Genomic DNA, 16,454 nt, shown 5'->3' with positions numbered 1-16,454 from the left:
CCTATCGATCCGGCCACTCCGCACCAGTAATAGGTATCACCGCCGTAGACTACCCGTCTTATAGTGACTACTGCACCTGACGATACCGCACTGATCGCTCCGGTTTCGAGATTACACGTTGCACCGAGGTAGGTATTGTCCTTCCGGTATATAAATGGGCGAATATATCGATATCCAGCCTGCCGAGCCAACACGCCGATGGCGACAATGGCATTGTCGCTGACCGAGATAACCTGTGAGATATAATGCGCACCGTTCTCGGTAGTAGGCACCACCTGACAGCTATGGTCACTACCGCATAAAGCCCAAGCCTGCCCGGGAGTCACGGTGACTCGGCCTTGGTTCCACACAGATTGGGAGTAGTCGCAGGAGTATGCCAACTCATTGCTCCACACCTCCCAACTCTGTATCGGACCGTACCAGTATGGGTCCGGGCAGAAGTATGAGATTCTGCATTTCCTGGCGTTGGCGCCGAACTCGGATATTGTTATCTCCTCCACCTCTGCCTTGATGCCCCTGCTACTATCCAACCAGAGCTCGGCGGTCTTGGCCCGATGTCCCGCCAGGAAATTGCGCAGTGCAGTCTGGTCTTTGAGATACACATCGTACCGGATTCTGCGGCCTCCCAAGATCCCTGGTGTCAGGTACCCTCTATCCGATACAGCTGATGCTCGGCTCCCAAGGCGGTGTATAAGCTCCTCCTCGTAACTGCCCTGCAGGATCACTGCGCCATCTGTCGAATAGTCATAGGTACCAAACAGCGGGTATCCCATTACGTCGTCACCCTCCTAGCCACAAGGATCTCCCGTGCCAGCTCCCGTGCTACTCGGCGTATGTCCAACTCTGAGGAGATGTCGCCATAGAAGTTGGCGGTGACCTGGATACTAGATGCAGGAGCAGGCAGTAGCACCGGTGTAGGCGGTGTCGGTGTAGGCGGTGTCGGTGTAAACGGTACCGGTGTAAGCGGTACCGGTGTAAGCGGCACCACCCTACCGGCAGATTCCGGCACAAATAGCTCGGGTCCCTTCTCTCCGACCACATAGGCTCTCCTCGGCACTACTTGGCCTCCCGACTGCAGGAATCCGGCCACTATAGTCGCCACCTGTGCCCAGATGTTCTGCTTTCGTCGGGTAGCAACCGCAACAGCTAGCTCTGCGACGATCGCCATCAATGCCCGACCCAATGTGACCTTGCCGGTCATCATTGTAGCCGCAAGACCTCCGATCGCCGTATATAGAACAGCTCCCTGCTGTCGGATCGATCGGCCAAGACTGCTAAGAGCATTATCTAGCGTCTCCAGCGTCAGGAGTCTCCGCCTCGTGCCTGCGGTGAGTATTAGTGTCGTGATCAGTGCTAGGAGTGCCTTGCCCAACGTGACCTTACCAGATGCGAGCACTGCGGCCAAACCTCCGAGTGCTCCGAGTAGGACCGCACTCTGTCCGGCGATGGAAGATGCGAGAGATCCGAAGATGTTACCGAGTCCGGAACCTTCTCGCCCTCTGGCTTGGCGTATCACCCTCGCGATCTGCTCCACTATCCATTTGGCAACGATCCTGGCGATCTCACGTCGAATCTCGTCCAGGAGATTCCGCAGTGCTGATCTTAGACTTGCTGTGCCCGATAGTATTCGCTCGAAGAATGCCTCGGCGATCCTGCTCAGACCCTGCTCCATCTCCGTGACGTAGCGTCGCTGGTGGCGTCGTAGCTCCTGTTCGATATCCCGTCGCCTCTCCTGGATGGAAACAATCTCACGCTCCAGTCGCACCTGCTGTGACGCAGTGAGCAGACCGCTCCGCCTCCCCTGATCGAGCTCCTGGAGGAGCTCCCTCTCCCGCTCTGCATAGAGAGTGATCAGCTCACGGAGGCGACCTTCCTCGCCGAGCTGTCTGGCAGTCCGCTCGAACACGAGCTCGGCACGCTCCTTCTCGGCCTCGAGCAGATCGCGTGTTAGTTCCTCCTGCTGTCTGTGCAGACTCGACGTAACGTTGGCACTCTGTTGTAGGATGGTGGCTATGAGTCGGGATAGCGCACTCCCGTACGCCTCAACAGCCTGGATGGGTGCCTGGAGGTCTCCTGCTGTTATAAATGCCTCCGCTAGCTTCCTCAGCCTGTCCGCCACTGCATCATACGCAGACAGCAGTGCTTCGCTCGGCGTCTCGAGATCGATGCCCCGCAGTGGCTCCAGCGCCCATTCCAGTTTGCCACGGAGATCGGGTGTCAGATTCGTGATGTAATCTGCTATGTCCTCTGCGATATCGGTAGGGACACTTGGCAGGAGCAATCCCCTCCGCGCCTCTAATCTGGACAGAGCCTCGCGGATTGTGTCCACCTGCCGCTCCATCCGCTCAAAAGCATCGGTTGCCTCTCGTAGCCTGGCGAGAGGGATGATGTCCTCCACTGCGAGGTGTGGATACTGCTGGACGATACGAGCAACCTCCGGACCAAACTGCCGGAGCACATCCAGGTAGCGCTGGGCCTCGCGGATGTCCTGGAGCAGGTCAAGACGCTCAACCTGCCGTAGTCGTACCTCCGCCTCCTCCTTGCTCAGCTCCAGCTCCGCCATCAGCTGTGCTATCCGCCGATCACCTCCGGCGAGTATCTGGTACATCAGGTCCTTAGTGTACTCAAGTCGCCGCTCGACGAGTGCCTCCATCCGGCTCTGGATCTCAGTCTGGAGCGACACCTCCTGTTTCAGTCGTGACAGCTCCCTCACCAGTCCTACGAGGCGGCCATACGTAGCCTCTACTCCCAGGACCTTCGAGGCCTCAACAGGCACAGCTTCCACCAGCGTCTTGGCCAGCTCGATGTCCCCGAGCCTCTCGGCTAGCTCCAACAGCACCTTCTGTTCGGCTACCATATCGGCTAATCGCCGCCGGCCCTCCTCGGCATCACGTAGGGCCAACACTCTCGCCATCGGTGCCACATATCTTAGACCATCAGCATATTGGCGGAGTGACGTGTAGGCATCGTAGTGGTATCGGGTTTGGCTCGTGATTAGACGCGCAGTCTGGTCTACAGCACTTGTCAGCTCGTCGAGAGCAGATCGTTGCTCGCGCACCGCCTGGGATGTCCGACCTGCCGATCGGCCCAGCTTGTCCTGCGCATCGACCAGTCCGCTAGTGGCCTTTGTGGCTGTCCTATGCGTGCCAATGAGGGATTCCGCCGCTCGGATATTAGCCTGTAGAGAAACCTCCTTCTGTGCGGCTCGAATCTTGCTCTGCAGGTCTCGTATATTGGCGAGTAGTGCGGACGGTATCTCGAATATACTGGTTATGCGTCTCGGTCTTACTGTGTGACCCGGTTCCAACTGTACGGGAGCAGGAGGTGTTCTCTTCTCAGGCGGCCGCTCGTATGCCCTCCGCATCGGCTCGAAACTGCGTGTCCTGACCGCCTCCGGTATCGCGGCGATCGCTCTGGCCAGTCCTGTAATCCTCTGCCACAGCCATACCAACCACCCACCGATCTCACGTAGGGCAGATACCGCGTACCGCCTTAATGCAGGCCAGCTCGATGCAAGTGCCGCCACAGCGACCACGCATAGAGCTACTGTTAGATTTATCCTGCTCAGTCCAGCAGTAAGTGCAGGTAGCGCACTCCTAACTAATCCTATTATAGCACTACCTAGTCCCCGAAGAGCGCCGACAAAACCTGCCAGCCATCGTATTACTACAGCTACGCCTCGCCCGAATGATACTAGGACTCCTACGCCTCGAAGGATCAAACCTCCGAATATTCCGATTACGCCGAGCAATCCGGTGATCGCCGCGATCAGAGCACCGATCCGGACAGTCGTCTGTTGCATCGGAGCAGGAAGCTGGCTAAATGTGATCACAGCCGCAGTCACCACTACAGTAGCGGTTGACAATGCTGTGGCAATCTCGCGTAGACCCTCCCGTAGACCGGCCAACCTCTGCGGTGCTTCGGCTCCCAATGCGGACAGCTCGTCTTTTAGCACCTTAAGACCCGCCGTAATCGGGTCCACAAATACGCCGAACACCTGCCTACTCAGGTTTGCCCATGCGTCTTTAAGATTGGATACCGTGCCCTCAAATGTGTTGACCAGATTACGCTGTGCTCCGCCGAATCGGGACTCCAGCTCGTGGACGATGTACTCCACCATCTGTACACCGGTAATACCCGCTTTGCGGAGCTCCCGACCAACCTCCGCAGTCGGCGCTATGGTCTTGCCCATTGCGGCCGCCGCTCGGTAGGCCATCGAGTAGAAGTCGTAGCCAAACGCCTCTGCTAGCTGGCGGAGCTCCTCCATCTGGACTGTCGGCTTGGCTAGCATCTGGCGGACTGCTAGTAATCCCCTCTCGATCTGGAATTGACTGGCTCCTACTGTGGTTGCGAGATCGCCGAATGCCCGGATGGTCCGGATGGCCTGATCCATCGACTTCTGCGGATCTCGATATGCGGCCATGAATGATGCGGCCATCTGCTGGAATGCGGCGATGAGATCGATTAGCTCCATCCGGGATTGAGTCGCCTCAACAGTGATACGCCGCAAACCTTCCTCAGCAAGCTGTGACGATCCTAGGATCGCGGTTAGCCCTACTGCGGCTCTCCGGTATGTAGTCTCGAGGGCAAAACCAGCCCGTACCGCAAGCCCGACACTACCGGCGACCGCTCCAAACGCCACTAGAGCTGTCTTGCCCATCCTGGTAAGGGATTCGGAGGTTTGACCGATCCTTGCGGCGGTCTGGGACATCGCGGTGTCTACCCGCCGCGCGGCCTGTACTACCTCCTCTACACCTACAGCTCTAAATCTGGCTACTAGCTCCGCTGTCGTCAAGGACTGATCCCTCCGCTAGCGAGTCTGCCTCCATGGCCGCCAATCCCCGATGTAGCCATTGCACCGACTGCTCCTCCAGCTCCCACGGCGTACATCCTAGGTACTTGGCTACTCGTATTATCACATACCAGTCCGGAGGTTTGCCGAGCTTACCTCGTGTCGAGACCCACAGGTTTAGCTGTCGGCGCTCCGAGAAGGGACCTGCTCGGCCTCCGTGATCCGCTGAATGATCGAGGCAACCAAGGATATGGGGAGCACCTCCGCCGCATCCTCTGCGGTTATCGGCACCCAATCGTCATCGACTAGTACCTGCACCCCTAGCCGCTCAATGATATGTGCGGCCGTCATCGGGTCTTCTAGCTCCTCCGCCTTCGGCTGTGATGCTACCGTATTATGAGAGGGCAGATACCGGATCTTGACCGTGATGCCTCGATCCTCGACATCCAGCTCACGCCAGCCGTAGGTCCTCTGGATCCAGCCTCGTAGCTTGCTCATATGGCTAATCCTCCTCTTAGATCGACTGTTGCTTGTTGACCACCTCCACCTTTACGGCAGTAGCACCCGCGGTATCCCACACGCTCCGCAGTGTCCACTCGACTGCGATGATCCCCTCGTGGTCGGTGAACTCCCGGACGCCGACAACCATCACCTTGCTCGTAATGCTGATGTTGTAGTTGTAGGTTGAGTCGGCGATTGGTCCTACTGCGTCTATCTTCAGCCACCGGGCAGTGTTGGAGCTTGCGGCAGTATGCCAGATATCACTCTCGCTGGCAGTAGCCTCAACCAGTAGCGTGAACTCGGACTCCGGGATCTGCTCGACGTAGGTCGTCCAACCGCTGACCGCCGAGTCAAGTACGTACACAGGACTCCATCTGTTTCTGATCGTCCACGACACAGAGAACGCACGAGTCAGTTTAGTGGTCGGCGGACTTGATGTGCCCGTGTACACCGATACCATCGGAGGAGTCACCGGTACTGGCTGTATCACTGTCGGCGAGGCCCAGAGCGTAGCACCGTCGGTTATCTTCTGGCCTATCATGCGGCCCGATACTCTGTTGCCTCCAGGCGAGAACTCCATCGTTAGTTCTGTGACTAGTCCGTACGGGAACTGCTGAGCTCCGCCGGAGCTACCCCACTGTATCGTGTATGTGACCGGAGTATCAGCTGTGGAACTGCTGGGATTGAACGTCCACTTATACGCAGTGCTAGTGCCCTGCTGGGACGGAGTCGTCGAAACCAGAACCGATGACAATGGGTACACAATGCCCTCAAAGTCGGGCCAACCCTCGATAGTCGCCGTAGCTACATCTCTGGTGGTCTGGGCTGTGAAGGGGAACTTAGTACCGATGACGGTGTACGGAGTAACATCCAGCTCGTAGGACGGCCGTACATTCAGCGAGCCCAGACGTTTGCCAGTCGATGGTGGGGTACCGGGTGCCGATTCCTTACCCCAGTTCGCAATCTCAAACGCAGTCGCTCGTTCTGGCATGTTGTCACCTCCCTAATATCCTAGTATCCAGTATAATCCGCCGATATGGCGCCAAACCTCCGTCCCCACCGGCTCAGTGATGTCTACCGGAGCATCACGCCACGAGGCATAGGTATGGCCGCCGTGATCCGACACTGTCGCCTCGAACAGCTCGTCGATACGATTGGCCAGCTGTCGCATACTGGTGGTCAGGCTGGGCGACGGAATGATACCCTTGATTAGGTACAGAGCCCGTCCGCCCCATCGCTCTCCCGATCCTCTCATATCGAGATAGCTGTTCAGAACAAACACTACTACAGGGTAGGACACACCGGTTGGGACTACGGTGTTGTAAATCCTCTGCCCAACCAGTCCTAAGATCGTTGAGTCGGTGCTTAGTCGATGGTAGATATATGCCGCAAAATCGCTCGGCATCATCGTCCTAGCGACTCCAATTTACTCCTCACTAGCTCTGCCCAATACTCGAACGCCGCCCGGAAATGTGGGCGAGGGCCAAACTCTTGGTATACTGCGTAGTGGGCGATTTGTGCGTCGTTCCGGACCCGGAAGTCGTGCCGGCCGAGCACCTCCGCCATGTAGCTCTCACGGAGGTTACCGGTCTTGTACGGGCAGGCATGTCGATACACACCATACTGGTTTGCGGTACCAGGACCCTTGATGTCCCTGAGCATTTCTCCCGCGCCCCAGCCTAGTATGCGATTGACCTGGTCGTCAAGCTCCTTGGCAACCGATTCAGACTTGGCTGTGACTCTGACATCTACCCTAAACACCGCTACTCCTCTCTGGAGTGATGCTCCTGTGCGATTCCGAGCCAGTAGGATTTACAGCCTATCCGTACCTTGGCTGAGGATACGATGTTATATATCCTACCAGGCTCCAGATCGCTTACAACCTCATCGCCAGGCATTAGCTCGGTAGCGGATATGACCTGGTAGCCGAACTGCCGCTCCAGATGGACGTCAGGGCCTTCTACCCGTACTGCTGGTCGCTTGGTTATCAGGAGTCGTGCCGGTATCTGGAGACCAGTACTTGTCCAGCCTCCGTACCCATCAGGTGTAGGAGGCGAACCTGTCCTGATTATAACTCCGCTGGGCAGATGCATCCTATCTCAGGTACCTCCTCAGCATGCCCGCTACCCTAGCCTCTAGCTCATTGTCGATCTCGTACCGGAGATCACCGATGGACCCGCCTGCGTAGGGTCCGACTTTGGCACGTTGGTACCAGCTACTGGCCAGCTCGAGGCATGCCGACTTTAGTGCTCCGGGAGGAGGTGACGTTCCCGAGACTCTGTAGGTCAGTCTTACGTCGCGGCGTCTGTAGGGATCGGTGACCGCTACCTGAGTCGGTGGCCACCAACCGCCAATATCGAGCTGTACGAGTCCCATCTCGGCGTCTAATACGAGGACCGGTATGGAGCTCTCGGTACCATCAGGTGCTACGACTACTGCGGTCGGTGCCCCTACTATCGGCCTGTACGGTGTCATCAGAGTGTACTTGGCTACGGGCAGGTCACGGTAGTACGTAGTGTACTCACCTCCTGTCTCAGAGTAGCCAGTCACCGATGACACATACTCCTGCGCCGCGCCGAGGTAGGCGGTCAGAATCGCCTGCTCGTCAGTGGAGGCACTCTGTATGCCCAGGAGATTGTACAACTCCTCAAGACTGACCCACATTAGGATACTCTCCGCCGGTGCTTATTCTACGTCCCACCAGATCACGAGTACCTGATTGCCGCTCGTATCCTGCGATATCCTGATGTTGCCGTTGCTGTTGATCGTGGCGTTAGCGGTCTGATCTGCCTTGATCGTCCCTCCAGAAGTAGCCGTAGGAGGTTGGATCTCTAGCACCGATACCAGGACATCACTGGTGGTGATTCCGGATATCGGGATGTTTGTATTCGCCGCCGCACCAGCCGCATGCGTGACCCTAAGTCGGCTCCCTACCGTGCTAGCTGTAGGAGGTACTGGTACAATGTCCAGTCCGGTGCTGGTGGCCTTGACCTTGAGATCAGCACCACGACCAGAGAGTAGTGTCCGTATCCTGCTCAGGTTAGGCATCGCTACCTCCTATATAGGCTAGCCGGTGTAACTGCTCGGGTTGGCGTTGTAGATTAGAACTCCACAGCTAGGATCAGCCAATTTGACGTCAAATCTCACCGAAGGCAGGAACGACGTCACACCTTCCCTCGGATCTCGGAATCGCTCCACTCGGATCTTTCTGTGGAAGCCGAAGATTATATTCTTCGGATGGGTCAAGATCATGTGCCGATCATAGTACTTGGCCGTGCCGTTGATCGAACCTTGGCCGCTCAGCATCGGTACTCCGACTACCGGTATGCCTCTGTATGACAGTCGGGTAGCCATCGCATCGATGATCGCCGTGTCACCGAGTCCGGTGCCCCTCGCCGCCAAAGCATGCTGGTAACCATGCAGGTGCGCATACGGGACGTACAGCCGGAGTGCGCTGTAGTCCGACAGGTATCGCGGCGGCATAGCGGCAACTGCGGCTCCGAAGGTTTGCTCGTAGGTTGTGTGGGACGATGCATCGATCTTCTGCTCAGACGGCAGACCATCCTCCAGCTGAGCGATGATGCCATCAAATACGTCGAACACCGGCTCGTTGTCTCCGGCGACTCGGCTGGTATCGGACTTGATCGCGATCTCCTCAACGTCACGGCCTACCGCCTCGGCAATCATCGTCATCAACGTATCTGCCAATGCATCGCGCTCGATGTTGTCTTCGAATACCTCGTCGGATACCGGCACCTCGCCCTTGAACAGGTATGTGCTCAGAGTTACCAGACCTGTGGTCGGTTCGACGCGATCAGAGTCGGCCAACCGCTGACCCTCCGTGCCGACTCGTAGTACTCGGCTAGATAGGCTGATCCTCGGTACTTCGAACTTAGGGTTGGCGGAGGTCTCGATCCTAGCCTCCTTCATAATCGTCGACGAGTCGATCGCGACACGGAGAAATGCAGTCGCCTGCTCGGGTGCCAGGAATCCACCTCCGGTCTCTAGATCGCTCGTGGTCAATGTCGCTTTCTCAAGCCATTCTAACAGCGCCATATAGTTCACCTCCCAAACACGATGTTTGTAAACAGACCTCGCCCGAGTTCTCGTTTAATCGGCTCGGGTGCTTGATTGGACTTGGCCACTTGACGAGGAGTGTTCAGCTTCTCCTCAATGGCCTCCGCGACTGCTCGCTTGATGTCATCCACTGTCAATGTCGGAGTCTTGGACTCTTCCACCTCCGTAGTCTCGGCCTCAACCTCGGCCTTCTTGGTAGGCTTCGGAGGATTGGGATAGCCGTAACCGTAGCCATATTCCATCTCTGGCTTCTTCTTTGACCCACACTCGAACTCCAGAGATAGGCCGAGCACCTTCGCAATCTCGTTAAGCGCCGAAACAGTCTCCTCATCTTCCAGTGTGGGCGTAGACTTGTGGAGTGCCTCCAATGCCTGCACCATCAATTGGAATGCCTGCTCGGCGTTGCGTCGTAGCTCGTCGGGCTCCTCGGACTTGAGGAGCAGGAATCCTCTACCAGTCGCCGGATCTTCGACTCCGTCGACTCGTTCCACTCTTACCTCTTCCAGGATCGCCATGAGGATATTCACCTCCTATACCAGAATGCGATAACCGTACCTTCATCAACTTAGACCATCAGCGGTCATAATCGGATTCTCGTTTATGCCCCCATCCTTGGATCGAATACCCCCGCACCTTCCCTGCCTTGATAAGCTCCCAGGCATCCGGATCCCATATTACTCCCAAAAGCCAATCCCCCGCTCGTACTACCTGATCTCCAACTTGCCAATCCGGGCCGCGCCATATATAGCTCTCCACAACCCTGCCGCGGTAGTTCTCGGAGGGATGATGCCACAGTCCGATACTAGCGTCACCTCTCTGACACCGGAGCAGAAAGTCCCATGCCGTCTTCTCCAGCTCGTCCTCGGTCATCATATCGCCATGGCTGTCCAGATCTCTGGCCGGATAGGCTACGCCAAGTGTGTACCGCTTCTCGTCCTGCTTGACGATACGATAGTCGTCGGGCTTGATGATCTCGTACATGCGGATAGGACCGTCGGGCGGCGGTGTCGGCCAAAATAGCCACTTATGGTCTCTCCGTGCCAAGTACTCGGCAACGTCCTCGAGCTTGTGAGTCTCCGCGTAGGGTCGCTGGTCCTCAGGTCGTGTAAACAGCCAGGCTCGTGCACCTCCCTCCAGCATCGGTGCGTACTGGAGTACGTACCTACCTCTGACTATTCCCCTCCTACCCTCCAGCCATAGCTCCACCATATGTCTGTTGGCCGCGCCTAGCCGCCATGTGCCCTCCTCGATTAGGAAAAACTTGCTCCACTGTCGATCCGAAGGCTGTGTCCCTGGAGGCAGTACCAAAGGCTTGTCTCTACCCACATCCAACCAGTCTAGATGGCCGAACTGCTTGATGCTCCCCTCCAGCCGCACCTCCGGATCGTCTAGCATCCGCTCCAGCTTGAGCTTGGGGGTATTGTCTCCCGGTCGGCCTGCAAATAGTGTGACTCCCCACCATCCCTTGAATCTGTTGGTCTCTAGTCGGAGATCGAAGTGCAGGGCATTGTCGGTCCTCAGGAGGGAGTCCATGTCCATCTTGGCCTCGTCTGCCGACAATCCCCTCCAATGCGCCTGTACCACGAACCGAAGATCCCGGGCCTCGCCCAACGGCATAGCCTGATACCACCGATCCTCCCAATTACGCATCGCCGAATCACTTCGAGTCTCCCCGTCGTCATCTCCGCCGGCCGCCTTAAGCAGGTGCAGTACCAACGCCCGATCAGCCATGTCCACTGCCTGCCCGGCAAAGTACGGTGTGGTCCGCGACGAGTCGATATCCACTACGACTGCATTCTGGTAGTACATCCTGTCCTGAGCGGAGTCATAGGTCAGCTCCTCTATCTGGACGGTCACGATGTCACCAGGCTTAGCCTCCAGCGTTGTAGGTGCTGTCTCTCCCAGATCCACGTAGGTCCTGCCGTCGGGACCTTCAGCCACATTCGCGATCTCCATATCGCCAGGCAGTAGACCGCACCGGAGCACCCAGGCCCCTCCCTTTGTCTTGGTCCGATCTAGGACTATGACCTTCAGCTCCACGGCATGCTTGATCTTGATCGTGTCGTTGGTGTCGCCTGGCTCGTACCGCCAATCGCTAGCCTTGAGCATGATTCCCTCCGCCTTGTCCGCCATCCCAAACTCCGTAGACCGCCATGCCCTTACAAGATCGTCTTTGGTTCTAATCTCCATCTGCGGAGCTACACGAATCCCAACCTCCTCGAGGCGGTCCCGGATCTGCTCCAATTTGGCCCTCCGCTCCACAAACGGCCGATCCGCCAGCTTCTCGCCATCCCAATAAGCCACGTCCCACACAGTTATCACGATGTGGGCTCCTTCAGGGATAGAAGGTTCTACGGCATTGAGCTGGGCCATCGCCGATCGAGGCCATCGGGTTGGACCCTCGATCCCTACGTCGCAGTCCAGGATGCAGTCAGGCAGAGTCTCCAGCTTAGCGAGATCCGGATCGGCTCCCTTCAGCGCAGGCCAGCGGTCTCTCGGCTTGTCCTCGTAGAACACCGCAGTATCGTCACCGCGGCGTTGGAATGTGGCATGGTAGCCGTTGTACTTGGGCTCGACAAACACCCGCTGTCCCTCTTTTAGCCTCCTCGCCACCCATGGCCAAACTTCATCAGAACTAAATGCGTCGGTATTAATCCGCCCACCTTGTGCCGGCTTTGGCGGTCTGAAGTAGGTGATGGGTACGAGGTCAACCTTCGCGATCGGATATGTAGATATATGCAGTCTAGGTCTTAGTACGAGATCAAAGAGTCCGATATATGTATGGTGCGGCGGGAAATACATGGGACCGTGCGGTGCCGAGATCAGGTGCGGCCGTACTCCCAGCTCCTTCTCTGGATCTAGGACGTCGCGGACACATACCCATACTGAATCCCGCCAGCTCTTGGGTAGCGCCTCAAGATCGTCGCGTACTACGATATCAACGTCGCCGGGATTCTCGGAGGAGATTGCGGATCCCACTAGTGATACGTACTGCGGCACAATAACGTACTCCGGTGCGTGCTCTATCGCATCTCGGATCCACTCCGGTACTTGGACGTCAGCCTTGTCAAGACCGATCATCGGTGTATGCTCCATGCCGCGTCTCTCCATCTCCGCTACTATTAGCTCGTGGACACTGGTCCAGGGAAACGGTTCATCCTTCTGCTCCTGCTCCCACCGACCATATAGCTGATGCACTCTGCGATGTAGCGATAGTAGCTCCGAGTCCGGTACCTTCCGCAGTCTCTCTTCAGTCACATCGCTTAGCTTCATACCTCACCTCCCTACAATCGCCAGATATATGACAGCGTGCACCGGCATCTGGAATGTGCCGGCGGATGTTGCTCCCCGATCGGCCACGGCTCGGTCAGCCTCTGTGGTCCTACCGCCATCAGCATCCGACAGGTAGGGCACACCCGTTCGTCCCCTACCGTTAGCCATATCTTGCCCTCCCATCCAGCATCCTTAGCCTCAAGATAGTGTGCTGTTGCCGACATCCGCCGCCACTCGGTAATTGCGATCTCTTCCGACTTGCGCTTGCTGAGATGCCGCCAGCGCTCTCGTAGTCGCCGTGCGAATGTGAACTGGTCAGGAGGTGTGGACTCTACTACCTCCCGGAGGATTCGCCGCGCCTCCTTCTTGGCCGTCTCGCCGATGCCCGGTACCGTGTGCATTGTCGCTCTGATCCCCGCCTCCAAGTAGCGCTCCGGTACCCGCATCCTGCGCATCTCGATCTGTGCCTGTGCCAGAAACTCTGCCATCCCCTGCGAGAACTCCCGCTCCCACTCCTCCTCGGCCTCATCCTGCTTCACCACCCTGAGTAGGTAGGGTAGCCATCGCATGTAGATCCGTCTTAACAGCTTGGCTAGTCTGGCGATTGTGGCGTCTTCGGCTCGGGACCTAGCTTGTGCCTTCAGGTACTCCTTCAGAAGCCAAACCCTCTGCTCTCTGCTCGCCTCCAGCCACCAGGTCTTCAATGACGTCGAGGAGGTCATCGAGATCCGACTCCTTTATCGCCTCCGATATCTTGCCGTCCTCGGGCACATAATACCTGTCCATCCTAGGATCGTCGGTAGGCGGCCTGCCGATCAACTCTCTCGCCTCGTTGGGCGTCAGTATCCCGGACTTAACACCTCCGACCGCTATCCGCATCGATAGCTCTGTCTCCTCCCATGTTAAGTCGTTGAACTCAAATCGTACTGGCCAATCAAGACCCTTGGGCCCTAGGAGCTCGGTGTTGATTACGCTCTCGATCGCTACCTGTAGCGGCTCCACAACTCCTACCCGGTACGCTGTTAGCATCTCCCTGGCCGCACTGCCGCCAAGACTGCCAAGCTCGGCCCAGCCGATCCGGTATGGCGGTACAAGGTGCGCCATCAGCACCTCCTTGACCAGATCGGTACGCCGTGCCGCGAACTGTCCCTCCCGTCTGCTCACCTCCGGCGAGAGAAACCGCACCTCAATGTCCTGGGATTCGTCGGTGCCTAGTATGATCCTGGCATGGCCTAATCCGGTGACTCTGCGGAACTCCTCCTCCAGTATCCGCACCACCTCTGCCCTGGTAGTCGCAGGACCTCCTCGGACTAGGATTAGCTGGTCAACGGTGCCGCCGGACGAGTACCATCGTACGTTGTAGTTGCGTATCGCGGCGAGCTCAGCAAGAGCCGATACTGCGGCGACCCACCGCGGTAGCCCGTAGTAAGGTGATCGTGGCGAGTAGTGCGAGAACATCAGGACCGAGGACCCGTCCTCTGGCTCCGCCTCCGATCCAAACCTCGCGAACCATCGGGTCTGTACGCCTCTTGTCTGGACGAAACCGTCGCCTCGGGTAGAGAGTCGTACCGTATGTGCAGGCATGTGGAAGATGGCCACTATCGTTCCACCCTCGCGGACTACCTCCCAGGTTGACCACCCGATAGCCTCTACCTCCCATGCCGTCACTGTCAGCAGTTGGTCCCATGGTACTGTCTGAGATAGGCCCGAGAGGAGCTCACGGTACTGTCCGATCACCTGCTCCTCCAGCTCTCGACCTGGTCTCGGCGCCAGTGACCAGCCTCGGCCTGCCGCATCGTCTGCCTTGGCGCGAAGACAGGCGGCATGGATCGCATTATCCTCGGCGAGGAGGAGTAGCTTTGCCGGATCTAGCGGTGGCTCTATGGCATCGCCCGATCCGTACAGCTCTGTGAATGGATCCTTGATCTGCTGGCTACTAGCCTTAAGAAGATACTCAAGGTGCTCCTTCATAACAGCCTCCTATGGCCGAACAGCTCCCGCCATCCTGGTACCTTCGGTGCACCGACAACGGCAACCACAGGTGTATCGCCTACCTCCCGACTCAACGCCATCACGACACCAGATACCGCATCCACCTGATCGTCGTATGCTCCGTGCGGAAACGCCAACGCCTCCTCCAGAAACGCTGGAATCCAGTCGCCATCCACCAGGGCGACCAGACCTTGACTAGCTCTAACGCTCCACACCAGTGCACGAGACACCTTATCACGATCGACGTCCAGCGCCGAGATGCTGGTCCCTACCAGGCTTGGATCTCGGACCAGCTCCTGTACTGCCGCCCTGCCGTGTAGCGCACTCTCGACATAGTGGAGTACCCGGTGCTCCCTCCGCATCGTCTCTACCATAATCTCCCGGCATGTGGGCCACTCCCATCTACCACGTATCATGTCCGCCAGGTACAGTGTACCGTCCTCGCCCACTGCGCCTCGCACCGATGCCGTGTAGCTGGACCTCTCGCCGGTAGTCAGGGCGAGGTCCCAGTAGCGTACCCACTGGAGGTGCTCCGGTGCTTCTCTTACCACTCTGAACCACGACGCCTCAAACATCGATCCCTTGTGTCGTACTAACTCTGCACCGTACTCCTGCCGAAACACCCAATCGGGCAGTGTCCGCCTCGCCTCCTCGATCTCGTCCTGCGGAATCCTGGGATTGTCCCAGCTCGGCGCATGAATCTGCTCCCAGGACGATCCGGTCTGTCGGCATAGTACATCCGAAAAGTAGGACCCAATCCGCGGAGTGCTCAAAAACACCGCCCGGCCGCCGTAGTCGGTGAGTGTCGGCCTGATCGCGGACTCCCAAGCGACGTCAAGGTGCGAGACCTGTGCCGCCTCGTCGATCACCACAAGATGGAATGCCTCGCCCCTCGCGCTGTGCGGATTGTCCAATGAGTAGGCTCGGATTACACCGCCGGTAATGAGCACCATCTCATGCCCGACCTCGCTACATCGGCTCGTGATGTCGGCGCACCAATCCCGCATCAATCGCCATGCGTCTAACAGCATCCGATACGTCGGCGAAAACCAGCCAACCTTCCTACCCTCTATCGCACAGAGCACAGCGACGAGTGCACCCGCTGTCGTCTTGCCCCATCGTCGCCCGCACCGCACGACGACGTACCGGCTACTACTCTCGATCACCCTCCGCTGTCCGCCGTGAGGGACTGGTAGTCTGACCGTGATCGCTGGCTCCTCGAGTGTACTAGTCACTGGTGCGCCACCTCAATCCCAACACTACAATCACAGGACGGCCGCTACATGCCTCACGCTGGGCTGTGCTGTATCCCATCCTGCGTAGTCTGGTTAGAAACGTCGCCTTGGGTAGATATGCGATCTTGTGCTCCCGGCAGTACTCCTTATAGGCACCCCACAGCTCGTCCTTAGGTATGCCACCGTCCGGATTCTCGTCTCTCTCGGTCTTGATGGCTAGGAAGCTCGAGAGATCGGAATTGCTCGTCATGCCAGGAAGCAGACTACGGACGTCCTGTCGGCTTAGGTCCGGATTCAGCGCCGTACCACCGGGCAGTACCCATTCGATCTTGATGCGGCCTACCTCTGGTGTGCTGTCTGGCGGCGGACCTTCGACCCTCTCCAGGATCGTCGATATCGCACGAGAGTCTCCTTGTACCGCCGAGTATATCAGACGCTTGACGATCAGCTCCACCAGAGTTGTAGACTTGGCAGGATCGAGAAGATCGTCGATAGTATCCGGCGGTCTCCGGTTCAGGATCGACGATAGCGTATGTGTAAATGGACGAGGATCGGACATCAAGCCTACCTCCACACAATTAGAC

At 57.7% G+C, this 16,454-nt stretch carries 15 protein-coding genes; all 15 read right to left on the bottom strand.

Annotated elements, in window-relative coordinates:
- A partial coding sequence (locus tag ABJK56_RS19290; RefSeq protein WP_347246320.1) for a hypothetical protein occupies positions 1–629 on the bottom strand: 629 nt, incomplete at its 3' end.
- Between the two features lie 143 nt (positions 630–772).
- The gene (locus tag ABJK56_RS19285) at positions 773–4,711 is read right to left on the bottom strand and encodes a tape measure protein (protein ID WP_347246319.1); all 3,939 of its coding nucleotides are present in this window, start codon (positions 4,709–4,711) and stop codon (positions 773–775) included.
- A 258-nt stretch (positions 4,712–4,969) separates the two neighbouring features.
- Positions 4,970–5,290 (bottom strand): hypothetical protein, encoded by a 321-nt coding sequence (locus tag ABJK56_RS19280; RefSeq protein ID WP_347246318.1) that lies wholly within the window; start codon positions 5,288–5,290, stop codon positions 4,970–4,972.
- A gap of 16 nt (positions 5,291–5,306) precedes the next feature.
- Positions 5,307–6,284 carry a hypothetical protein gene (locus ABJK56_RS19275; protein ID WP_347246317.1) on the bottom strand — a complete coding sequence of 326 codons (978 nt, stop codon included), beginning with the start codon at positions 6,282–6,284 and terminating at the stop codon, positions 5,307–5,309.
- A 12-nt stretch (positions 6,285–6,296) separates the two neighbouring features.
- On the bottom strand, positions 6,297–6,701 hold the full coding sequence (locus ABJK56_RS19270) for a hypothetical protein (protein ID WP_347246316.1): 405 nt from the start codon (positions 6,699–6,701) through the stop codon (positions 6,297–6,299).
- Positions 6,698–7,054 carry an HK97 gp10 family phage protein gene (locus ABJK56_RS19265; protein ID WP_347246315.1) on the bottom strand — a complete coding sequence of 119 codons (357 nt, stop codon included), beginning with the start codon at positions 7,052–7,054 and terminating at the stop codon, positions 6,698–6,700. The genes ABJK56_RS19270 and ABJK56_RS19265 overlap by 4 nt, the downstream gene beginning before the upstream one ends.
- 333 nt (positions 7,055–7,387) lie before the next feature.
- Positions 7,388–7,957 (bottom strand): hypothetical protein, encoded by a 570-nt coding sequence (locus ABJK56_RS19260; protein WP_347246314.1) that lies wholly within the window; start codon positions 7,955–7,957, stop codon positions 7,388–7,390.
- A gap of 21 nt (positions 7,958–7,978) precedes the next feature.
- Positions 7,979–8,341 (bottom strand): hypothetical protein, encoded by a 363-nt coding sequence (locus tag ABJK56_RS19255; protein ID WP_347246313.1) that lies wholly within the window; start codon positions 8,339–8,341, stop codon positions 7,979–7,981.
- An 18-nt stretch (positions 8,342–8,359) separates the two neighbouring features.
- A complete protein-coding gene (locus tag ABJK56_RS19250) occupies positions 8,360–9,349 on the bottom strand; it encodes a phage major capsid protein (RefSeq protein ID WP_347246312.1) in 990 nt (329 codons plus the stop codon).
- 5 nt (positions 9,350–9,354) lie between these two features.
- The gene (locus ABJK56_RS19245; RefSeq protein ID WP_347246311.1) at positions 9,355–9,885 is read right to left on the bottom strand and encodes a hypothetical protein; all 531 of its coding nucleotides are present in this window, start codon (positions 9,883–9,885) and stop codon (positions 9,355–9,357) included.
- 58 nt (positions 9,886–9,943) lie between these two features.
- A complete protein-coding gene (locus ABJK56_RS19240) occupies positions 9,944–12,643 on the bottom strand; it encodes an XkdF-like putative serine protease domain-containing protein (RefSeq protein WP_347246310.1) in 2,700 nt (899 codons plus the stop codon).
- A gap of 11 nt (positions 12,644–12,654) precedes the next feature.
- Positions 12,655–13,212, bottom strand: coding sequence for a phage minor head protein (locus ABJK56_RS19235; protein WP_347246309.1), 558 nt, complete (start codon positions 13,210–13,212; stop codon positions 12,655–12,657).
- Between the two features lie 58 nt (positions 13,213–13,270).
- Positions 13,271–14,614, bottom strand: a complete 1,344-nt coding sequence (locus ABJK56_RS19230) for a phage portal protein (protein ID WP_347246308.1) — start codon at positions 14,612–14,614, stop codon at positions 13,271–13,273.
- The gene (gene terL / locus ABJK56_RS19225; RefSeq protein ID WP_347246307.1) at positions 14,611–15,870 is read right to left on the bottom strand and encodes a phage terminase large subunit; all 1,260 of its coding nucleotides are present in this window, start codon (positions 15,868–15,870) and stop codon (positions 14,611–14,613) included. Before terL ends, ABJK56_RS19230 begins: the two co-directional genes overlap by 4 nt.
- Positions 15,863–16,454, bottom strand: a 592-nt coding sequence (locus ABJK56_RS19220) for a hypothetical protein (protein ID WP_347246306.1), incomplete at its 5' end; no start/stop codon positions are given. The genes terL and ABJK56_RS19220, both read right to left, overlap by 8 nt.

It is taken from the genome of Thermogutta sp., from assembly GCF_039793925.1.
Taxonomy (GTDB): Bacteria; Planctomycetota; Planctomycetia; order Pirellulales; family Thermoguttaceae; genus Thermogutta.
This window is presented reverse-complemented; position numbering and strand designations above follow the sequence as displayed.

Bases quoted from the DNA above. Each gene is read 5' to 3' on its own strand.
- ABJK56_RS19255 (WP_347246313.1), bottom strand. From the start codon at position 8,341: ATGCCTAACCTGAGCAGGATACGGACACTACTCTCTGGTCGTGGTGCT.
- ABJK56_RS19235 (WP_347246309.1), bottom strand. From the start codon at position 13,212: ATGCGATGGCTACCCTACCTACTCAGGGTGGTGAAGCAGGATGAGGCC.
- ABJK56_RS19270 (WP_347246316.1), bottom strand. From the start codon at position 6,701: ATGATGCCGAGCGATTTTGCGGCATATATCTACCATCGACTAAGCACC.
- ABJK56_RS19245 (WP_347246311.1), bottom strand. From the start codon at position 9,885: ATGGCGATCCTGGAAGAGGTAAGAGTGGAACGAGTCGACGGAGTCGAA.
- ABJK56_RS19275 (WP_347246317.1), bottom strand. From the start codon at position 6,284: ATGCCAGAACGAGCGACTGCGTTTGAGATTGCGAACTGGGGTAAGGAA.
- ABJK56_RS19230 (WP_347246308.1), bottom strand. From the start codon at position 14,614: ATGAAGGAGCACCTTGAGTATCTTCTTAAGGCTAGTAGCCAGCAGATC.
- ABJK56_RS19260 (WP_347246314.1), bottom strand. From the start codon at position 7,957: ATGTGGGTCAGTCTTGAGGAGTTGTACAATCTCCTGGGCATACAGAGT.
- ABJK56_RS19280 (WP_347246318.1), bottom strand. From the start codon at position 5,290: ATGAGCAAGCTACGAGGCTGGATCCAGAGGACCTACGGCTGGCGTGAG.
- ABJK56_RS19250 (WP_347246312.1), bottom strand. From the start codon at position 9,349: ATGGCGCTGTTAGAATGGCTTGAGAAAGCGACATTGACCACGAGCGAT.
- ABJK56_RS19240 (WP_347246310.1), bottom strand. From the start codon at position 12,643: ATGAAGCTAAGCGATGTGACTGAAGAGAGACTGCGGAAGGTACCGGAC.
- ABJK56_RS19285 (WP_347246319.1), bottom strand. From the start codon at position 4,711: ATGTCCCAGACCGCCGCAAGGATCGGTCAAACCTCCGAATCCCTTACC.